The organism is Limimaricola hongkongensis DSM 17492, assembly GCF_000600975.2.
GTDB classification, from domain to species: domain Bacteria; phylum Pseudomonadota; class Alphaproteobacteria; order Rhodobacterales; family Rhodobacteraceae; genus Limimaricola; species Limimaricola hongkongensis.
The window spans coordinates 105,545-120,827 of record NZ_KK088649.1 but is presented as its reverse complement, the minus strand read 5'-3'; the positions used below and the strand labels follow the sequence as shown (position 1 = coordinate 120,827).

Below are 15,283 nucleotides of genomic sequence, written 5' to 3'. Positions count from 1 at the left end.
TACGCAGATCCCCCGGCCTGTGCCGGGCGGAACGGAGGCCGTGATGCGCCCCTACGAGACCGACCCCGCGAAGATCTACGCCCAGAGCTTTGCCACGGTGCGCGCCGAGGCGCGGCTCGATCGTTTTCCCGAGGATCTCCAGCCGATGGTGATCCGTCTCATCCATGCCTGCGGCATGGTCGAGATCGCTGACCGCCTGGCCTTTTCGCCCGCTGCCATGGCGGCGGGGCGCGCGGCGCTGGCTTCGGGCGCGCCGGTCTTGTGCGATTGCGAGATGGTGGCGGCGGGGATCATCCGGCGGCACCTGCCGGGCACCGAGGTGGCGGTGACGCTGAACGACGAGCGCGTGCCCGACATGGCGCGCGATCTCGGCACGACCCGTTCGGCGGCGGCGGTCGATCTGTGGCGCGACCGGATCGAGGGCGCGGTGGTGGCCGTGGGCAACGCGCCCACCGCGCTGTTCCACCTTCTGCAGCGGCTCGATGCGGGCTGGCCGAAACCGGCGTTGATCCTGGGCTTTCCGGTCGGCTTCGTCGGCGCGGCGGAATCCAAGGCGGAGCTTGCGAATGACCCGCGCGGCTGCGATTTCGTGGCGCTCAGGGGCCGCAAGGGCGGCTCGGCCATGGCTTCGGCGGCGGTGAACGCGCTGGCCAACGGCATTTCGGAGGAACGGGGATGAACGCGGTCGCAGCACAGGAGCCATGGCTCCACGTCGTCGGCATCGGCGAGGACGGCATGGACGGGCTCTTGCCCGCGACCCGCGCCGTGGTCGAAGCCGCCGAGATCATCGTCGGCGGCGACCGGCACCACGAGCTGGCCGGCGCGGTGGGCGCCGAGCGCGTGGCATGGCCCAGCCCGTTCGATGCGCTGGTCGACCGTCTCAAGGGCTACAAGGGCCGCCGCGTCGTGGTGCTGGCCACCGGAGATCCGCTGTGGTTTTCGGTCGGCGCGCGGATCGGCCGGGCGATCCCGGCGTCTGAGATCGTCTATCACCCGCAGCTTTCGGCGTTCCAGCTGGCGAGCGCCCGGATGGGCTGGAGCATGGCGGACATCGAAACGCTGACCGTGCATGGCCGCCCGGTCGAGCAGATGATCGCCTTCATCCAGCCGCAGGCGCGGCTGCTGATCCTGACCACCGGTTCGGAGACGCCCGGACAGATCGCGCGTTTTTTGACCGAGCGCGGTTTCGGCAAGAGCCCGATGACGGTGCTGGCCAATATGGGCGGCGCCGACGAGCAGCGGTTCGACGGGATCGCCGAGGCCTGGGATCATGATGTGCCTGCCTTCAACACGCTGGCGGTCGATTGCGTGGCCGCGCCCGACGCCGCGCTGATCCCGCGCGTGCCGGGGCTCGACGACAGCCTGTTCGTGTCCGACGGCACGATGACCAAGCGCGAGCTGCGCGCCGCCACGCTGGCGAAACTGATGCCGATGCGCGGCGCGCTGTTGTGGGACATCGGCACCGGGTCGGGCTCGGTCGCGATCGAATGGATGCGGGCGGCGCGCTACGCCAATGCCATCGGCATCGAGCCGCGCGCCGACCGCCGCGCCATGGCAGCGGCCAACGCGCTGGCGCTTGGCACGCCGCGGCTTCGGCTGGTCGAGGGCGAGGCGCCAGCGGCGCTCGCGGGCTTGCCCCCGCCGGACGCGATCTTCATCGGCGGCGGGCTCACGGCGGAGGTGTTCGAGGCGGCATGGTCGGCGCTGCGCCCGCTCGGGCGGCTCGTGGCCAACGCGGTGACGCTTGAAAGCGAGGCGGCGCTGATCGGGCTGCACGCGAAGCATGGCGGATCGCTGGTGCGGATCTCGGTCGCCCGCGCCGAGCCCGTGGGCCGTCTGACCGGCTGGCGCCCGGCGATGCCGGTGATGCAGTGGAGCCTGATCAAACGATGACCTCTCCCGCAACGGGCACGCTTTACGGCGTCGGCCTCGGCCCCGGCGCGCCCGATCTGATCACCCTGCGCGCGGCGCGGCTGATCGAGGGCGCGCGCATCGTCGCCTACCCGACGCTGGCGGGCGGCGCGAGCTTCGCCCGCTCCATCGCCGCCGATCTCATCGCGCCAAAGGCGCGCGAGATCGTCATGGACGTGCCGATGACGGTCGAACGCGGCCCGGCGCAGGCGGCCTATGACGCGGGCGCGTCGCAGATCGCCGAGGCGCTGGAGGCCGGTCAGGACGTGGTCTGCCTGTGCGAGGGCGACCCGTTCTTCTACGGCTCCTTCATGTATCTCTTTGCGCGTCTCTCAAGCCGCTTCCGGGTCGAGATCGTGCCCGGCGTCACATCGCTCACCGCCGCCGCAGCCGCCGCACGCCGCCCGCTGGCCGCCCGCAACGAGCGGCTGACCGTGCTGCCGGGGCCGCTGCCGGAGGCGGAGCTGCGCGCCCGGATCGAGGGCGCCGAAAGCGTCGCGATCATGAAGCTCGGGCGGCATTTCCCCAAGGTGCGCGCGGTGATCGACGATCTCGGCCTCACCGCGCAGGCTGTTTACGTCGAGCGCGCCACGCTGGAGGCGGAAGTGGTCCGCCCGCTGGCCGAGGCGCCCGACACCGCCCCCTATTTCTCGATGATCATTCTCACGAAGGGAGCCGATCCTTGGCTGTGACCCCCGTTGTTCTCGCACTCTCCCGCTCGGGCGAGGCCGTGGCCCGCAAGGTGGCCGAAGGCTTGGGCGCGCCGCTGCATGGCCGCGAGGGCCGGGTCGAGAGCGCCGACGCCTTTTTCGCCGATGCGCTCGACCACGCGCGCGATCTCTTCGCCGCCGGAACGCCGGTGATCGGCGTCTGCGCCTCCGGCATCCTGATCCGCGCCGTGGCGCCGATGCTGTCGGACAAGCGCGCCGAACCGCCGGTGGTCTCGATCTCCGACGATGGCCGCGTCGTGGTGCCGCTCCTGGGCGGGCATCGCGGCGCGAACCGGCTGGCCAAGCGCATCGCCGAAGCGCTCGACGCCCAAGCCGCCGTCACCACCGCGGGCGACGTCTCGCTCGGCGTGGCGCTCGACGAGCCGCCCGCGGGCTACCGGCTGGTGAACCCGCAGGACGCCAAGGGCGCGATGGCGGCGCTCCTGTCGGGCGGCGGCGCGACCGTCGCGGGCGAGGCGCCTTGGCTGGCCGAACTGCCGCAAGGGGACGCGCTGCGCATCACCGTTTCCGACGCGCCGCAGCCGGATCTCGGCCCCGGCCACCTCCATTTCGCGCCGCAGCGCGCCGTGCTCGGCCTCGGCTGTGCGCGCGATTGTCCGCCCGAGGAACTCGCCGCACTGGTGCGCGACACGCTGGCCGAGGCCGGGATCGCGCCGCAGGCCGTGCAGGCCGTCGCCTCGATCGATCTCAAGGCCGACGAGCCTGCGATCCTGAATGTTTCACGTGACATCGGCGTGCCGCTGCGGCTCTTCACCGCCGCCGAACTCGAAGCCGAAGCGCCGCGCCTCGCCACGCCCTCTGACGTCGTCTTTGCCGAAGTCGGCTGCCACGGCGTGTCCGAAGGCGCGGCTCTGGCGCAGGCCGGGCCCGACGCGACGCTCGCCGTGACCAAGCGCAAGACCGCCAACGCCACCTGCGCGCTGGCCATGGCGCCTGCGCCGATCACCGATCTGCGTGGCCGCCGCCGGGGCCGCCTCTCGGTCGTCGGCATCGGGCCGGGACAGTCCGGCTGGCGCACGCCCGAAGCCAGCCGTCTCATCGCGGAGGCCGAGGAACTGGTGGGCTACGGGCTCTACATCGACCTGCTCGGACCGCTCGCCGCCGGCAAGCCGCGCGCCGATTTCCCGCTCGGCGGCGAGGAGGATCGCTGCCGCTACGCGCTGGAACGCGCCGCCGAAGGTCGCGACGTGGCGCTGATCTGCTCGGGCGATGCGGGCATCTACGCCATGGGGGCGCTGGTCTTCGAACTGCTGGGCCGCGAGGCGGGCAATGGCGGCGTCACCGATGCCGCGCGCCGCGTCGAGGTGGTCTGCACGCCAGGGGTTTCGGCGCTCCAGGCCGCCGCCGCGCGCGCCGGTGCGCCGCTCGGCCACGATTTCTGCGCCATCTCGCTGTCGGACCTGCTCACCCCGCGCGAGGACATCGTGAAGCGGCTGCACGCCGCCGCCACAGGCGATTTCGTCATCGCTTTCTACAACCCGGTGTCCAAGCGGCGGCGGACGCTGCTGGCCGAAGCGCGCGACATCCTGCTGGCGCATCGCCCCGCCGATACGCCGGTGCTGCTGGCCTCTTCGCTCGGCCGCCCCGAGGAGGAGATCCGCTACCGCCGCCTCGACGAGCTGCAGGTCGACGAGGTCGACATGCTGACCGTCGTGCTGGTCGGCTCATCGCAGTCGAAGCTGGTGCCCTTGGGAGAGGGGCCGCGCATGGTCACGCCGCGCGGCTACGCAAAGAAGATCGATGCGCGCTGAACGACCGGCGCGGCACGAAGCGCCGGTCGCCATGCGTATTTGGGGAATGGTGAAAGGGATCGCCGCGACATGACCGTCTATTTCATCGGGGCCGGGCCGGGCGACCCGGAGCTTCTCACGCTCAAGGCCGCGCGGCTGATCGGGGCCTGCCCGGTCTGCCTCTATGCGGGGTCGCTGGTGCCCGAAGAGGTCGTCGCGGGCGCGCCCGAAGGGGCACGGGTTCTCGATACAGCGCCGATGACGCTCGACGAGACCCACGCCGAGATCGCGGCGGCCCATGCGCGCGGGCAGGACGTGGCCCGCGTGCATTCGGGCGACCCGTCCCTTTACGGCGCCATCGCCGAGCAGATCCGCAGGCTCAAGGCCGACGGCATCCCCTATGAAATCGTGCCCGGCGTGCCCGCCTACACCGCCGCCGCGGCGGCGCTCGGGCAGGAGCTCACGATCCCCGAGCTGGCGCAGTCCATCGTGCTCACCCGTATGTCGATGAAATCGACCTCCATGCCTGCAGGCGAAACGCTCGAGAACTTCGCCGCCACCGGCACCACGCTGGCGATCCATCTCGGCATCCGGGCGCTGCGCGACATCGAACGGCGGCTCACGCCGTTCTATGGCGCCGATTGCCCGGTCGCCGTGGTCTACCGCGCCAGCTGGCCCGACCAGCAGGTGATCCGCGGCACGCTGTCGGACATCCACGCCAAGGTGCGCACGGCGAAATTGACCCGCACCGCGCTCATTCTCGTGGGCCCGGCGCTGGGGGGCGATCAGGGTTTTCCCGACAGCGCGCTCTACGATCCGGCCCAGCCGCATGTGCTGCGGCCGAAAGCGCGGGCCTGACCGGGAATTTTCCGGGAACGTCGCTTGAATTTCATATTCTTCTGCGCAGGATGGGACGGAGGGGGAGGACCAGCCATGACCGATTACCTGACCAAGGACCTGCAGGACGCCATCGAGGCCGCGCGCCGCGCCGCGCAACGCAGGTCGGGCCGGCTTTGCGTGCATGATGGCGACGACGTCCACCCGGTGCTGCGCATGTGGGACACCGGCTTTGCCCTCGCCGCCAAGGATGCGCCGATCCTGCACGGCTTCGTCGACCTCTATGACGGGCCGCGCCATCTCTACCAATGCCTCGTCATGACCTCCCGCGTCGAGGAGGGCGAGCGCGTCTACGAGTTCAAGCGCCACAGCCGCGTCGCCGACAGCGCCCCCGTCGATTTCGAGCGGAGCGAGGCGGAGCCGGCGCTGCGGCTGCCCCGCCTCTGACCGGCTATTGCAGGTCCGAAAAGGCGGCCTGCAAACGCGATACGGCCTCGGCCACCCGCGCGCGCGGCGTGGCGATGTTGAACCGCTGGAAGCTTTCGCCGCCCAGGCCAAAGCTGGTGCCGTGGTTCACCGCGATCTTCGCATCGCCCTCGATCCGCGCCAGCACCTCTTCGCGCGTCATGCCGGTGCCCGAGAAATCCACCCATTCGAGATAGGTGGATTCGAGCGGCATCGGTTTCACGCCCGGGATCTGCGCGACCCCGTCCTCGAACAGGCGCCTGTTGCCGTCGAGATAGAGCCGCAGCGCCTCGAGCCAATCGACCCCCTCGGGCGACATCGCCGCCGTCGCCATGGCAAGGCCGAAGGAATTGGGCGACAGGCCGAGCGCCGACATCCGGGAGGCGAAGCGCGCCTTGAGCGCGGGGTCCGAAATGATGACGTTGCCGATATGCGCGCCCGCGATGTTGAACGTCTTGGTCGTCGCGGTCAGCATCACGAGCCGGTCGGCCACGCCGTCGATCCGCGTCATCGCGGTATGGGTGAGGCCGGGCATGGTCAGGTCGCAATGGATCTCGTCGGAGACGAGGATCAGGTCGTGCCGCCGCGCGAAGGCGGCCCAGCCCTCGAGCTCGGCCCGGCTCCAGACCCGGCCGCCGGGGTTCTGCGGCGAGCACAGGATCATCATCTTCTCGCGGCCCGTCATCATCGCGTCCCAGGCGTCGAAATCGGGCACGTAGCGGCCGTGATCGAAGGCCAGGGGACACTCGACCACCTCGCGCCCCGCCGACCGGATCACGCGGGCAAAGGCGTGGTAGACCGGGGTGAACAGCACGATCCCGTCGCCCGGATCGGTCCAGGCATCGACGCACAGCCCCGTGGCGTTGACGAGACCATGGGTGGTGAAGATGTCGTCGGCGGCGGGCCGCCAGCCATGGCGGCGATCCATCCACCAGCCGATCGCCGCGCGCTGCGCCGCGTCCGAAGCCGCGTAGCCGTAAATGCCATGCGCGGCCATGTTCTCGACCGCCGCCTGCACGCAGGCGGGCGGGCGGAAATCCATGTCGGCCACCCACATGGCCAGCCCCTCGTCGGGGCTGACGCCGTAGACCCGCTCCATCATGTCCCACTTGGAACAATTGGTGCCGCGCCGGTCGATGATCTCGTCGAAATCAGGGGCGGGGTGGTGGTCACGGCTCATGGCGCTCTCCTGCAGCTTCAGGCCGCGAGGCTGCACATGCGACGCGCCGGGCGCAAGGGGCGCGATATTGCCATGCGGGCCGCTTGGCCCTAGATCGGCGCCATGACATTGCGCCCCATCCTCATCCACCCGGACCCGCGTCTCAAGACCGTGGCCGATCCCGTAGACAGCATCACCGACGAGATCCGCCGGTTGGCCGACGACATGCTGGAAACCATGTACGACGCGCCGGGCATCGGCCTCGCCGCGCCGCAGATCGGCCAGATGTGCCGGCTGCTCGTGATGGATGCCGCCAAGGAGGAGGACGAGAGCGCCCGCCCGATGGTGCTCGTCAATCCGACCGTGACCTGGACCTCCGAGGCACGCTCGGTCTACGAGGAAGGCTGCCTGTCGATCCCCGAGCAGTTCGCCGAGGTCGAACGCCCGGCGGAGGTCGAGGTGCAATGGCTCGGGCTCGACGGCGAAACCCATGCCGAGCGGTTCGACGGGCTCTGGGCGACCTGCGTGCAGCACGAGATCGACCATCTCGATGGCAAGCTCTTCATCGACTACCTCAAGCCGATGAAGCGGCAGATGATCACCCGCAAGATGGTCAAGCTCAAACGCGAGCGGGCGCGCGGCTGATGGCCGTGCTCGACATCGTCACCCACCCCGCGCCGGTGCTGCGCGCCAAGGCGAGGCCCGTGGCGCTGTTCGACGCGACGCTGTCGCAGCTTGCCGCCGACATGATCGAGACGATGTATGACGCCCCGGGCCGCGGGCTCGCCGCGCCGCAGGTCGGCCTGCCGATGCGGATCTTCGTGACCGACGTGGATTGGCGAACCGGCAATCCCGCGCCCAAGGTCTTCGTGAACCCCGAGATCGTCGAGGTCTCCGAAGAGACCGTGCTGCGCGAGGAGGGGTGCCTGTCGATCCCCGACACGCCCTGCCGCGTCCGGCGGCCCGCGCGCGTCACGTTGACATGGCAGGATCTGAAGGGGCTGGGGCAGGAGGCCGTCTTCGAGGGCATCGAGGCCACCTGCGTGCAGCACGAGCTGGATCATCTCGACGGCATTCTCTGCATCGACCGCCACGAAGAGGAAGACTTTTCATGACCCGTCCCTTCCTGCGCTGGCCGCACGCCACGCTGCGCAAGCCCGCCGCCCCGGTCGAGGCGATCACCGACGAGATCCGCGCCCTGTGGGACGAGATGATCGACGCAATGGATGCGATGCCCGGCGTCGGTCTCGCCGCGCCGCAGATCGGCGTGAGCCTGCGCCTCGCCGTGGTCGATGCCTCGGATGCGCGCAAACAGGCCATCCGCATGGCCAACCCCGAGATCCTGCACGCCTCCGTGCAGCTGCGCGAGCACGAGGAGGCGTCGCCCAACCTGCCGGGCGTCTCGGCGGTGATCTCGCGGCCCCGCGCGGTCACGGCGCGGTTCCTCAACGCGGATGGCGAAATCGAGGAGCGCGATTTCGTCGGGCTCTGGGCGACCTCGCTGCAGCACCAGATCGACCATCTGGACGGCCGGATGTATTTCGACCGGCTGAGCCGGCTCAAGCGCGACCGGCTGGTCGCCAAGGCAAGAAAGTTTTCCTGATGCGCATCGTCTTCATGGGCACGCCGGATTTCTCGGTCTTTGCGCTCGACGCGCTGGTGCGCGCGGGCCACGAGATCGTCTGCGCCTATACCCAGCCGCCGCGCCCGGCGGGGCGGGGCAAGAAACCGCGGCCCAGCGCGGTGCAGGCCCGCGCCGAGGCGCTGGGGCTGGAGGTCCGGCACCCGGTTTCGCTCAAAGGCGCCGAGGCACAGGCCGAGTTCGCCGCGCTGGACGCCGACATCGCCGTGGTCGTGGCCTATGGGCTGATCCTGCCGCAGGCGGTGCTCGACGCGCCCAAGCGCGGCTGCCTGAACATCCACGCCTCGCTGCTGCCGCGCTGGCGCGGCGCCGCGCCGATCCAGCGCGCGATCATGGAGGGCGACAGCGAAACCGGCATCTGCATCATGCAGATGGAGGCCGGGCTCGACACCGGGCCGGTGCTCTTGCGCGAGGCGACGCCGATCGGGGCGACCGACACCGCCGCCGACCTGCACGACCGGCTCGCCACGCTTGGCGGCCGGCTGGTGGTCGAGGCGCTGCGCGACCTCGACGAGCTGCGCCCCGAACCGCAGCCCGAAGCGGGCGTCACCTATGCCGCCAAGATCGACAAGTCCGAGGCGCGCATCGACTGGACCCGCACTGCCGCCCATGTCGCGCGTCACGTCAACGCGCTCTCGCCCTTTCCGGGCGCATGGTGCATGGCCAATGGCGAAAGGCTGAAGCTTTTGCGCGCCGCCGCCGGGCCGGGCGAGGGTGCGCCGGGCGCGGTGATCGGCCCCGCCACCGTGGCCTGCGGCGATGGCGCGGTCGCGCTTCTGGAGCTTCAGCGCGAAGGCAAGCGCCCGCTGCCCGCCGCCGAGGCGCTGCGCGGCAAGGGGCTGCCAGAGGCGCTCGATTGACCGGCCAGGCGCGCCGATCCCTTTCACTGCTCTCCAAATACGCATGGCGCGCGGGGGACCACCGGCGCGCCATGCGTATTTAAGGAATGGTGAAGGGGATCAGCGCCTGACGATCAGCCGCGCGCCGGGGATGACGTGGCGGGCGAGCCAGATGAGATCGGGGCGCGCAAACGCCACGCAGCCCTCGGTCGGATAGCCCGCGCGGCGGCGCTGGTGCAGGAAGATGGCCGAGCCTTTGCCGGGTTCGCCGCCTTCGTTCCAATCCGTGACAAGCACGATGTCGTAGAGCGGATCGGCCCGGCGCAGCGCCTCGTGGCTGGCGGGGTAGGGCGCGCGGACATGGCTGTTATAGGCCGGGTCGCCGCTTTCGTCCGACCACAGATCGCCCGGCCGGATCGGCTCGGCCCATGGCTGCGGCGCGGCCAGCCGGTCGGGGCGGTAGAACATGCCGGTGATCCGGTGCGCGCCCACCGGCGTCGCACCATCGCCTTCGCGCTTGTCCGCCCGGATGCCGCCCTTGCCGATCGAGCAGGGCAGGTGACGGCCCATGAAGCGCAAACCGCGGCGGGTGAGGACGAGATCGGCAGGGGAATGGATCACAGAAGGTGTCCCGACTTGGCCGCCTTGGTAGCGAGGTAGTGGTGATTGTGCAGCCCCTCGCCGACCTTGAGCGGCACCCGCGCCTCGACCGCGATCCCGGCCTCTTGCATGCGGGCGACCTTGTTGGGGTTGTTGGTGAGCAGGCGAATGCGCGAAAAGCCCAGCCGCTTGAGGATCTCCGCGCCGATGCGGAAATCGCGTTCGTCATCCTCGAAGCCAAGCCGGTGGTTGGCCTCGACCGTGTCGAAGCCCTGGTCCTGCAACGAATAGGCCCGCATCTTGTTGGCAAGCCCGATGCCGCGGCCCTCCTGGTTGAGATAGAGCAGCACGCCCTGCTGCGCCGCGCCCATCTGGTCGAGCGCGGCGTGCAGCTGCGGGCCGCAATCGCATTTGAGCGAGCCCAGCACGTCGCCGGTGAAACAGGCCGAATGCAGCCGCACCAGCGGCGCGCCGTCGCGCGGCGGCTGGCCGATCTCGACGGCGTAATGCTCCTCGCCGCCATCGCCGGGGCGGTACACGTGCAGGCGCCCGCGTTCGGCGGCCTCCATCGGCAGGCGCGCGGCGGCGACGGGGGCGTAGGCCGGGGTGATCGCGGGCGGCAGCGGCAGCTCCAGCCGGGTCAGCTCGTTGGCCGCGGCAAAGCCCGCCGCATTCTCGAGCGGCAGCACCAGGGCGGCCGGCAAGAGCCGCGCCGCCTTGACCAGCGCGATCGCGGCGCGGTGCGTCTCGGCCGAGCCGTCGCGCAATGTCTTCAGCGGACCTTTCATCGGCGTGTCGAGATCGCCCGCCGGGTCGGCCACCGCGCGCACCCATGCGCAACCGGCGTCAGGGGGCAGCACCACGCGCGCGATGTCCTCGTCATAGGCGCGCGCGCGCAGCGTCACCGCGCGCCGCCCCGTGATCGCCAGCACCGGCGCACCGCCCATCTTGCGCAACTCGGTCAGCCGCTCGGGCCGGACCGCCTCCGCCGCGAGCACCAGCGCGCCCGTCTCACCGCCCAGAACCACGGGCACGCCGAGACGCAGATCGGCCAATGCGCGGGCGCGGCGTTCGACGGGATCGGGGCGAAAGGGCATGGGCGCATCCTCGCGGCAGGCCGGGCAGCCCCGGCGCGAGTGGCGAATGTAACATTTCCCCCGGCGGCGACAACTCGACGTGAGAGATGGACACGAAACTTGAGCCACATGTGATCGTTACACATCTGTAGAGCGGACAGGTCATGGAGGCGTCGAGATGGCACAAGTGAAGAAGATCCTTTTGGTCGACGACGAGGACGACCTGCGCGAAGCGCTGAGCGAACAGCTCGTCATGACCGAGGATTTCGATGTCTTCGAGGCGGGCAACGGCCACGAGGCCATGGCGCAGGTCAAGGCGGGGCTGTTCGATCTCGTGATCCTCGATGTCGGCCTGCCCGACACTGACGGGCGCGAGCTGTGCCGCGTGATGCGCAAGCAGGGCGTGAAATGCCCGGTGCTCATGCTGACCGGTCACGACAGCGACAGCGACACCATTCTGGGCCTCGACGCGGGCGCGAACGACTATGTCACCAAGCCGTTCAAGTTCCCGGTGCTGCTGGCGCGCATCCGCGCCCAGCTGCGCACGCATGAACAATCCGAAGACGCGGTGTTCCAGCTCGGGCCCTACAGCTTCCGCCCGGCGCAGAAGCTCCTGGTGACCGAGGACGACCGCAAGATCCGGCTGACCGAGAAGGAAACGAACATCCTCAAGTTCCTCTACCGCGCCTCCGAGGGCGTGGTGGCGCGCGACGTGCTGCTGCACGAGGTCTGGGGCTACAATGCGGGCGTGACGACGCATACGCTGGAAACCCACATCTACCGGCTGCGCCAGAAGATCGAGCCCGACCCCTCGAACGCGCGGCTGCTCGTCACCGAATCCGGTGGCTACCGGCTCGTCGCCTGAAGGGCGGAACCGGCGCGGCCCCGGCGCGTTGTCCAAGCGAACCCCTTGTGGCGGGGTCATGCCACATACCTCCCTGTTGGACTTGGCCGGGCCTTCGTGCCCGGCTTTTTTTCGACCAGCGACCAGCGACCAGCGACCAGCGACCAGCGACCAGCGACCAGCGACCAGCGACCAGTGCGCGCGAGGCCGGGCGGGACCTTTGGTCGCGCGGGCGTGAGCGGAACCCGCTGGGGTCGCGGGCCGGGGAAGGCTAGGCTGGCACGGCCCCTCGACAGGAGAGCCCTGATGCAAGTCTTCCGCCCGTTCCTTTTCGCCGCCGCGCTCGTGCCGCTGCTCGCGACCACCGCATTGGCCGAGACCGAGACGCTGCAGGTGCGCAACCGCTCCGGCGTGGATCTGGTGCGCATGTTCGCCTCGCCGGTGACGGATGAATACTGGCGCGACGATCTTCTGGGGGAATACGTGCTGCCCTCGGGGCGCAACGCCGACGTCACCATCCGCAACGTGTCCGAATGCCTCTATGACCTGCTCATGATGTTTTCGGACGGCGCCGTGGTGCCGGGCCGGGTCGATGTCTGCGAATCCGAACGCTTCACCATCCAGCCCTGAGATCCGGGGCCGGGGCGGTGGGTGGCGCTCGGGCGCGCGACCGGCTAGGCAGGCCCGGCCCGACAGCCCGGAGACCGCGCATGCCCTTCACGCTCTGCACCTGGAACATCAACTCGGTCCGCCTGCGCGAAACGCTGGTCGCGCGGCTCTTGCAGGAGGAGGGGCCGGACGTTCTGTGCCTGCAGGAATGCAAGAGCCCGGTCGAGAAGATCCCGCTCGAAGCCTTCCGCGCGCTGGGCTACGACCACATGATCGCGCGCGGCCAGAAAGGCTATAACGGCGTCGCCATCCTGTCGCGCCTGCCGATCGAGGAGGTCGCGGCGCATGATCACGCGGGGCTCGGCCATGCCCGGCACATCGCCGGGCGGCTGGAGAACGGCGTGACGATCCACAATTTCTATGTTCCCGCGGGCGGCGACGAGCCGGACCGCGAAAAGAACGAGAAGTTCGGCCAGAAGCTCGACTACCTCACCCATATGCGCGACGATTTCCACGCCAACCGGCCCGAACGCGCGATCCTCGTGGGCGATCTCAACATCGCGCCGCGCGAGGATGACGTCTGGAGCCACAAGCAGCTTTTGAAGGTGGTCAGCCACACGCCGATCGAGGTCGAGCATCTCGCGCAGGTGCAGGATGCGGGCGACTGGGTCGACGTGACCCGGCAGGACATTCCCGACGGGCCGCTCTATTCGTGGTGGTCGTACCGGGCCAAGGACTGGGAGGCCGCCGACCGGGGCCGCAGGCTCGATCATGTCTGGGCGACCTCGGACATCGCGGGCGCCGCGCATGGCAGCCGGGTGCTGAAATCGGCGCGCGGCTGGGACAAGCCGTCGGACCACGCCCCGGTCTTCGCCAGCTTCGACCTCTAGAGGGGCTTGGCGCGAGGGCGCCGGGCCCACATATAGTCTCATCGAAACATCAGGCCCCACGGGGCCGCCACGCATGCAAGCAGGAGCCTCTCAATGCTCGGTCTCAACGACAGCGCCCCCGCCGCCCCCGCCAAGGACGACCTGATCCGCGAGGGCTCCGACGCCACCTTCATGCAGGACGTGGTCGAGACCTCGAAGACGGTGCCGGTGATCGTCGATTTCTGGGCGCCGTGGTGCGGGCCGTGCAAGACTCTGGGCCCGGCGCTGGAGGCGGCGGTCCAGAAGGCCGGCGGCAAGGTGAAGATGGTCAAGATCGACGTCGACCGGAACCAGGCCTATGCGGGCCAGCTGCAGGTGCAGTCGATCCCGACCGTCTATGCCTTCTGGCAGGGCCAGCCGGTCGACGGCTTCCAGGGCGCGCTGCCCGGCTCGGAGATCGAGACGTTCGTCCAGAAACTCGTCGCGCTGGGCGGCGGCGAGGAGGATGGCGGCCTCGCGGACGCGATCGAGGCGGCGCAGGGCATGCTCGACGAGGGCGACGCCGCGAGCGCGGCCGAGGTGTTCGGCGCGATCTTGCAGGAAGACGACAAGAACGCCGCCGCCTATGCCGGTCTCGTCGCCGCGCATCTGGCGCTGGACCAGGTCGAGCAGGCCGAGGCGATCCTCAACGGCGCCCCCGCCGAGATCGCCCGCACGCCCGAGCTGGACGCGGCGCATGCGCAGATCGCGCTGGCCAAGCAGGCGTCGAACGCCGGGCCGGTGGCCGAGCTGCGCGGCCGCGTCGAGGCCGATCCGGCGGATCTGCAGGCGCGCTACGACCTTGCCACCGCGCTGCATGCCAAGGGCGAGACCGCCGAGGCGGTCGACCAGCTTCTGGAGATCTTCCGTCGCGACCGCGAATGGAACGACGCCGCCGCCAAGGCCCAGCTCTTCACCATCTTCGAGGCCTTGCCCGCCAAGGACCCGATCGCGCTGGCGGGACGGCGCAAGCTGTCCTCGATGATATTTGCCTGAGCCGCGCGGCAGGCTAGGTCGCCCCGCATGATGACAGGCGTGGATCTCCCCGACACTATCCCGGTCTTCCCGCTTCCGGGGGCGCTGCTCTTGCCGCGCGCCCGGTTGCCGTTGCACATCTTCGAGCCGCGTTACCTCGCCATGGTCGAAGACGTGATGAAGACGCCGGAGCGGCTGATCGGCATGATCCAGCCCTATGAAACCCCCGCGGGCGAGACGCGGCTGCACGATATCGGCTGCGCCGGTCGGCTCACCGCCTTTTCCGAGACCGAGGACGGGCGCTACATGATCACCCTCGCGGGGATCTCGCGGTTCCGGGTCAGGCGCGAGCTGGACGGGTTCACCCCCTATCGCCGCTGCGAGATCGGCTGGACCGGCTTCGAGCGCGACCGCGGCGCGGTCGAGAGCGATCCGGGAATGCGGCGCGCGCCCTTTCTCGACCTGCTGGGCCGGTTCTTCGAGGAGCAGGGGCTTTCGACCGACTGGGAAAACCTGCAGGAGGCCGAGGACGAGCTGCTGATCAACTCGCTCTCGATGCTCTGCCCCTTCGATTGCGAGGAGCGGCAGGCGCTTCTGGAGGCGCCGACCCTGTCCGAGCGGCGCGAGACGCTTGTGACGCTGATCGAATTCGCCCTGCGCGGCGGTTCCGGCGAGGAGAGAATGCAATGAGCGACGACCCGAACCTGCCGCCCGACACCCCGCCCGACCCGGTGCCGCCCGTCGATCCGATCCCCGAGCGCGAGCCCGATCCGCGTGCCGGGCGCGCCGCCTTCGACCGGCGCATGCTCGAGGCGCTGGTCTGCCCGCAGACACAAGGACCGCTGCGCTACGATGCCGAGGCGCAGGAACTCGTCAGCCGTGCCGCCGGGCTGGCCTACCCGATCCGGGGCGGCATCCCGGTGATGCTCGCCGACGAGGCGCGCACGATCGATTGAG

General features: G+C 69.9%; 19 protein-coding genes. 16 read left to right on the top strand and 3 right to left on the bottom strand.

Annotation, left to right across the window (positions count from 1 at the left end; genetic code table 11):
• The first annotated feature begins 43 nt into the window (after nt 1–43).
• The 6 genes from LOKHON_RS02575 to LOKHON_RS02550 all read left to right on the top strand — a co-directional run bounded on the left by LOKHON_RS02575 (nt 44) and on the right by LOKHON_RS02550 (nt 5,656).
• Complete coding sequence (locus LOKHON_RS02575; RefSeq protein ID WP_017927970.1) at nt 44–679, top strand: precorrin-8X methylmutase; 636 nt, start codon at nt 44–46, stop codon at nt 677–679.
• On the top strand, nt 676–1,893 hold the full coding sequence (locus tag LOKHON_RS02570) for a bifunctional cobalt-precorrin-7 (C(5))-methyltransferase/cobalt-precorrin-6B (C(15))-methyltransferase (protein WP_017927971.1): 1,218 nt from the start codon (nt 676–678) through the stop codon (nt 1,891–1,893). Before LOKHON_RS02575 ends, LOKHON_RS02570 begins: the two co-directional genes overlap by 4 nt.
• A complete protein-coding gene (gene cobI / locus LOKHON_RS02565; RefSeq protein WP_017927972.1) occupies nt 1,890–2,603 on the top strand; it encodes a precorrin-2 C(20)-methyltransferase in 714 nt (237 codons plus the stop codon). Before LOKHON_RS02570 ends, cobI begins: the two co-directional genes overlap by 4 nt.
• Nucleotides 2,594–4,393, top strand: coding sequence for a precorrin-3B C(17)-methyltransferase (cobJ, locus tag LOKHON_RS02560; protein ID WP_026147414.1), 1,800 nt, complete (start codon nt 2,594–2,596; stop codon nt 4,391–4,393). Before cobI ends, cobJ begins: the two co-directional genes overlap by 10 nt.
• A gap of 69 nt (nt 4,394–4,462) precedes the next feature.
• On the top strand, nt 4,463–5,230 hold the full coding sequence (gene cobM / locus LOKHON_RS02555) for a precorrin-4 C(11)-methyltransferase (protein WP_017927974.1): 768 nt from the start codon (nt 4,463–4,465) through the stop codon (nt 5,228–5,230).
• A gap of 75 nt (nt 5,231–5,305) precedes the next feature.
• On the top strand, nt 5,306–5,656 hold the full coding sequence (locus tag LOKHON_RS02550; protein ID WP_017927975.1) for a hypothetical protein: 351 nt from the start codon (nt 5,306–5,308) through the stop codon (nt 5,654–5,656).
• A gap of 4 nt (nt 5,657–5,660) precedes the next feature.
• Here LOKHON_RS02550 and LOKHON_RS02545 read toward each other — a convergent pair whose 3' ends face one another.
• Nucleotides 5,661–6,854, bottom strand: coding sequence for a MalY/PatB family protein (locus tag LOKHON_RS02545; protein WP_017927976.1), 1,194 nt, complete (start codon nt 6,852–6,854; stop codon nt 5,661–5,663).
• Nucleotides 6,855–6,956: 102 nt separating this feature from the next.
• Here LOKHON_RS02545 and def (LOKHON_RS02540) point away from each other — a divergent pair, with 102 nt between their 5' ends.
• The 4 genes from def (LOKHON_RS02540) to fmt are packed head-to-tail and all read left to right on the top strand — an operon-like array spanning nt 6,957 to nt 9,335.
• The gene (def, locus tag LOKHON_RS02540) at nt 6,957–7,478 is read left to right on the top strand and encodes a peptide deformylase (RefSeq protein ID WP_017927977.1); all 522 of its coding nucleotides are present in this window, start codon (nt 6,957–6,959) and stop codon (nt 7,476–7,478) included.
• Nucleotides 7,478–7,948 (top strand): peptide deformylase, encoded by a 471-nt coding sequence (gene def / locus LOKHON_RS02535; protein ID WP_017927978.1) that lies wholly within the window; start codon nt 7,478–7,480, stop codon nt 7,946–7,948. The genes def (LOKHON_RS02540) and def (LOKHON_RS02535) overlap by 1 nt, the downstream gene beginning before the upstream one ends.
• Nucleotides 7,945–8,436, top strand: a complete 492-nt coding sequence (gene def, locus LOKHON_RS02530) for a peptide deformylase (protein ID WP_017927979.1) — start codon at nt 7,945–7,947, stop codon at nt 8,434–8,436. Before def (LOKHON_RS02535) ends, def (LOKHON_RS02530) begins: the two co-directional genes overlap by 4 nt.
• Nucleotides 8,436–9,335 carry a methionyl-tRNA formyltransferase gene (fmt, locus tag LOKHON_RS02525; RefSeq protein WP_017927980.1) on the top strand — a complete coding sequence of 300 codons (900 nt, stop codon included), beginning with the start codon at nt 8,436–8,438 and terminating at the stop codon, nt 9,333–9,335. Before def (LOKHON_RS02530) ends, fmt begins: the two co-directional genes overlap by 1 nt.
• 99 nt (nt 9,336–9,434) lie before the next feature.
• Here the strand turns inward: fmt and LOKHON_RS02520 are convergent, their stop codons facing one another.
• Nucleotides 9,435–9,884, bottom strand: coding sequence for a L,D-transpeptidase family protein (locus LOKHON_RS02520; RefSeq protein ID WP_033315484.1), 450 nt, complete (start codon nt 9,882–9,884; stop codon nt 9,435–9,437).
• Nucleotides 9,885–9,931: 47 nt separating this feature from the next.
• The gene (gene ribA / locus LOKHON_RS02515; RefSeq protein WP_017927982.1) at nt 9,932–11,011 is read right to left on the bottom strand and encodes a GTP cyclohydrolase II; all 1,080 of its coding nucleotides are present in this window, start codon (nt 11,009–11,011) and stop codon (nt 9,932–9,934) included.
• A 157-nt stretch (nt 11,012–11,168) separates the two neighbouring features.
• On the opposite strand from ribA, the gene LOKHON_RS02510 reads away from it, so the two are divergent.
• The 6 genes from LOKHON_RS02510 (at nt 11,169) to LOKHON_RS16420 (ending at nt 15,282) form a co-directional block, all read left to right on the top strand.
• Nucleotides 11,169–11,855 carry a response regulator transcription factor gene (locus tag LOKHON_RS02510; RefSeq protein ID WP_017927983.1) on the top strand — a complete coding sequence of 229 codons (687 nt, stop codon included), beginning with the start codon at nt 11,169–11,171 and terminating at the stop codon, nt 11,853–11,855.
• 285 nt (nt 11,856–12,140) lie between these two features.
• Complete coding sequence (locus LOKHON_RS02505) at nt 12,141–12,464, top strand: hypothetical protein (RefSeq protein WP_017927984.1); 324 nt, start codon at nt 12,141–12,143, stop codon at nt 12,462–12,464.
• Between the two features lie 80 nt (nt 12,465–12,544).
• Entirely contained in the window at nt 12,545–13,333 is a 789-nt protein-coding gene (locus LOKHON_RS02500) for an exodeoxyribonuclease III (protein ID WP_017927985.1), read from the top strand.
• A 93-nt stretch (nt 13,334–13,426) separates the two neighbouring features.
• Entirely contained in the window at nt 13,427–14,347 is a 921-nt protein-coding gene (gene trxA / locus LOKHON_RS02495; protein ID WP_017927986.1) for a thioredoxin, read from the top strand.
• A 27-nt stretch (nt 14,348–14,374) separates the two neighbouring features.
• Nucleotides 14,375–15,016: an LON peptidase substrate-binding domain-containing protein gene (locus tag LOKHON_RS02490; RefSeq protein ID WP_026147416.1), complete on the top strand. Its 642-nt coding sequence runs from the start codon at nt 14,375–14,377 to the stop codon at nt 15,014–15,016.
• Between the two features lie 113 nt (nt 15,017–15,129).
• Nucleotides 15,130–15,282 (top strand): Trm112 family protein, encoded by a 153-nt coding sequence (locus tag LOKHON_RS16420; RefSeq protein ID WP_245631424.1) that lies wholly within the window; start codon nt 15,130–15,132, stop codon nt 15,280–15,282.
• Nucleotide 15,283 lies beyond the last annotated feature (1 nt).

Coding starts and splice junctions, on each gene's coding strand:
- LOKHON_RS16420 (WP_245631424.1), top strand. CDS start 15,130: ATGCTCGAGGCGCTGGTCTGCCCGCAGACACAAGGACCGCTGCGCTAC.
- def (WP_017927979.1), top strand. CDS start 7,945: ATGACCCGTCCCTTCCTGCGCTGGCCGCACGCCACGCTGCGCAAGCCC.
- cobM (WP_017927974.1), top strand. CDS start 4,463: ATGACCGTCTATTTCATCGGGGCCGGGCCGGGCGACCCGGAGCTTCTC.
- LOKHON_RS02550 (WP_017927975.1), top strand. CDS start 5,306: ATGACCGATTACCTGACCAAGGACCTGCAGGACGCCATCGAGGCCGCG.
- LOKHON_RS02505 (WP_017927984.1), top strand. CDS start 12,141: ATGCAAGTCTTCCGCCCGTTCCTTTTCGCCGCCGCGCTCGTGCCGCTG.
- LOKHON_RS02520 (WP_033315484.1), bottom strand. CDS start 9,884: ATGGGCCGTCACCTGCCCTGCTCGATCGGCAAGGGCGGCATCCGGGCG.
- fmt (WP_017927980.1), top strand. CDS start 8,436: ATGCGCATCGTCTTCATGGGCACGCCGGATTTCTCGGTCTTTGCGCTC.
- LOKHON_RS02575 (WP_017927970.1), top strand. CDS start 44: ATGCGCCCCTACGAGACCGACCCCGCGAAGATCTACGCCCAGAGCTTT.
- LOKHON_RS02545 (WP_017927976.1), bottom strand. CDS start 6,854: ATGAGCCGTGACCACCACCCCGCCCCTGATTTCGACGAGATCATCGAC.
- LOKHON_RS02490 (WP_026147416.1), top strand. CDS start 14,375: ATGATGACAGGCGTGGATCTCCCCGACACTATCCCGGTCTTCCCGCTT.
- LOKHON_RS02500 (WP_017927985.1), top strand. CDS start 12,545: ATGCCCTTCACGCTCTGCACCTGGAACATCAACTCGGTCCGCCTGCGC.
- def (WP_017927978.1), top strand. CDS start 7,478: ATGGCCGTGCTCGACATCGTCACCCACCCCGCGCCGGTGCTGCGCGCC.
- LOKHON_RS02510 (WP_017927983.1), top strand. CDS start 11,169: ATGGCACAAGTGAAGAAGATCCTTTTGGTCGACGACGAGGACGACCTG.
- LOKHON_RS02570 (WP_017927971.1), top strand. CDS start 676: ATGAACGCGGTCGCAGCACAGGAGCCATGGCTCCACGTCGTCGGCATC.
- cobI (WP_017927972.1), top strand. CDS start 1,890: ATGACCTCTCCCGCAACGGGCACGCTTTACGGCGTCGGCCTCGGCCCC.
- def (WP_017927977.1), top strand. CDS start 6,957: ATGACATTGCGCCCCATCCTCATCCACCCGGACCCGCGTCTCAAGACC.
- ribA (WP_017927982.1), bottom strand. CDS start 11,011: ATGCCCTTTCGCCCCGATCCCGTCGAACGCCGCGCCCGCGCATTGGCC.
- trxA (WP_017927986.1), top strand. CDS start 13,427: ATGCTCGGTCTCAACGACAGCGCCCCCGCCGCCCCCGCCAAGGACGAC.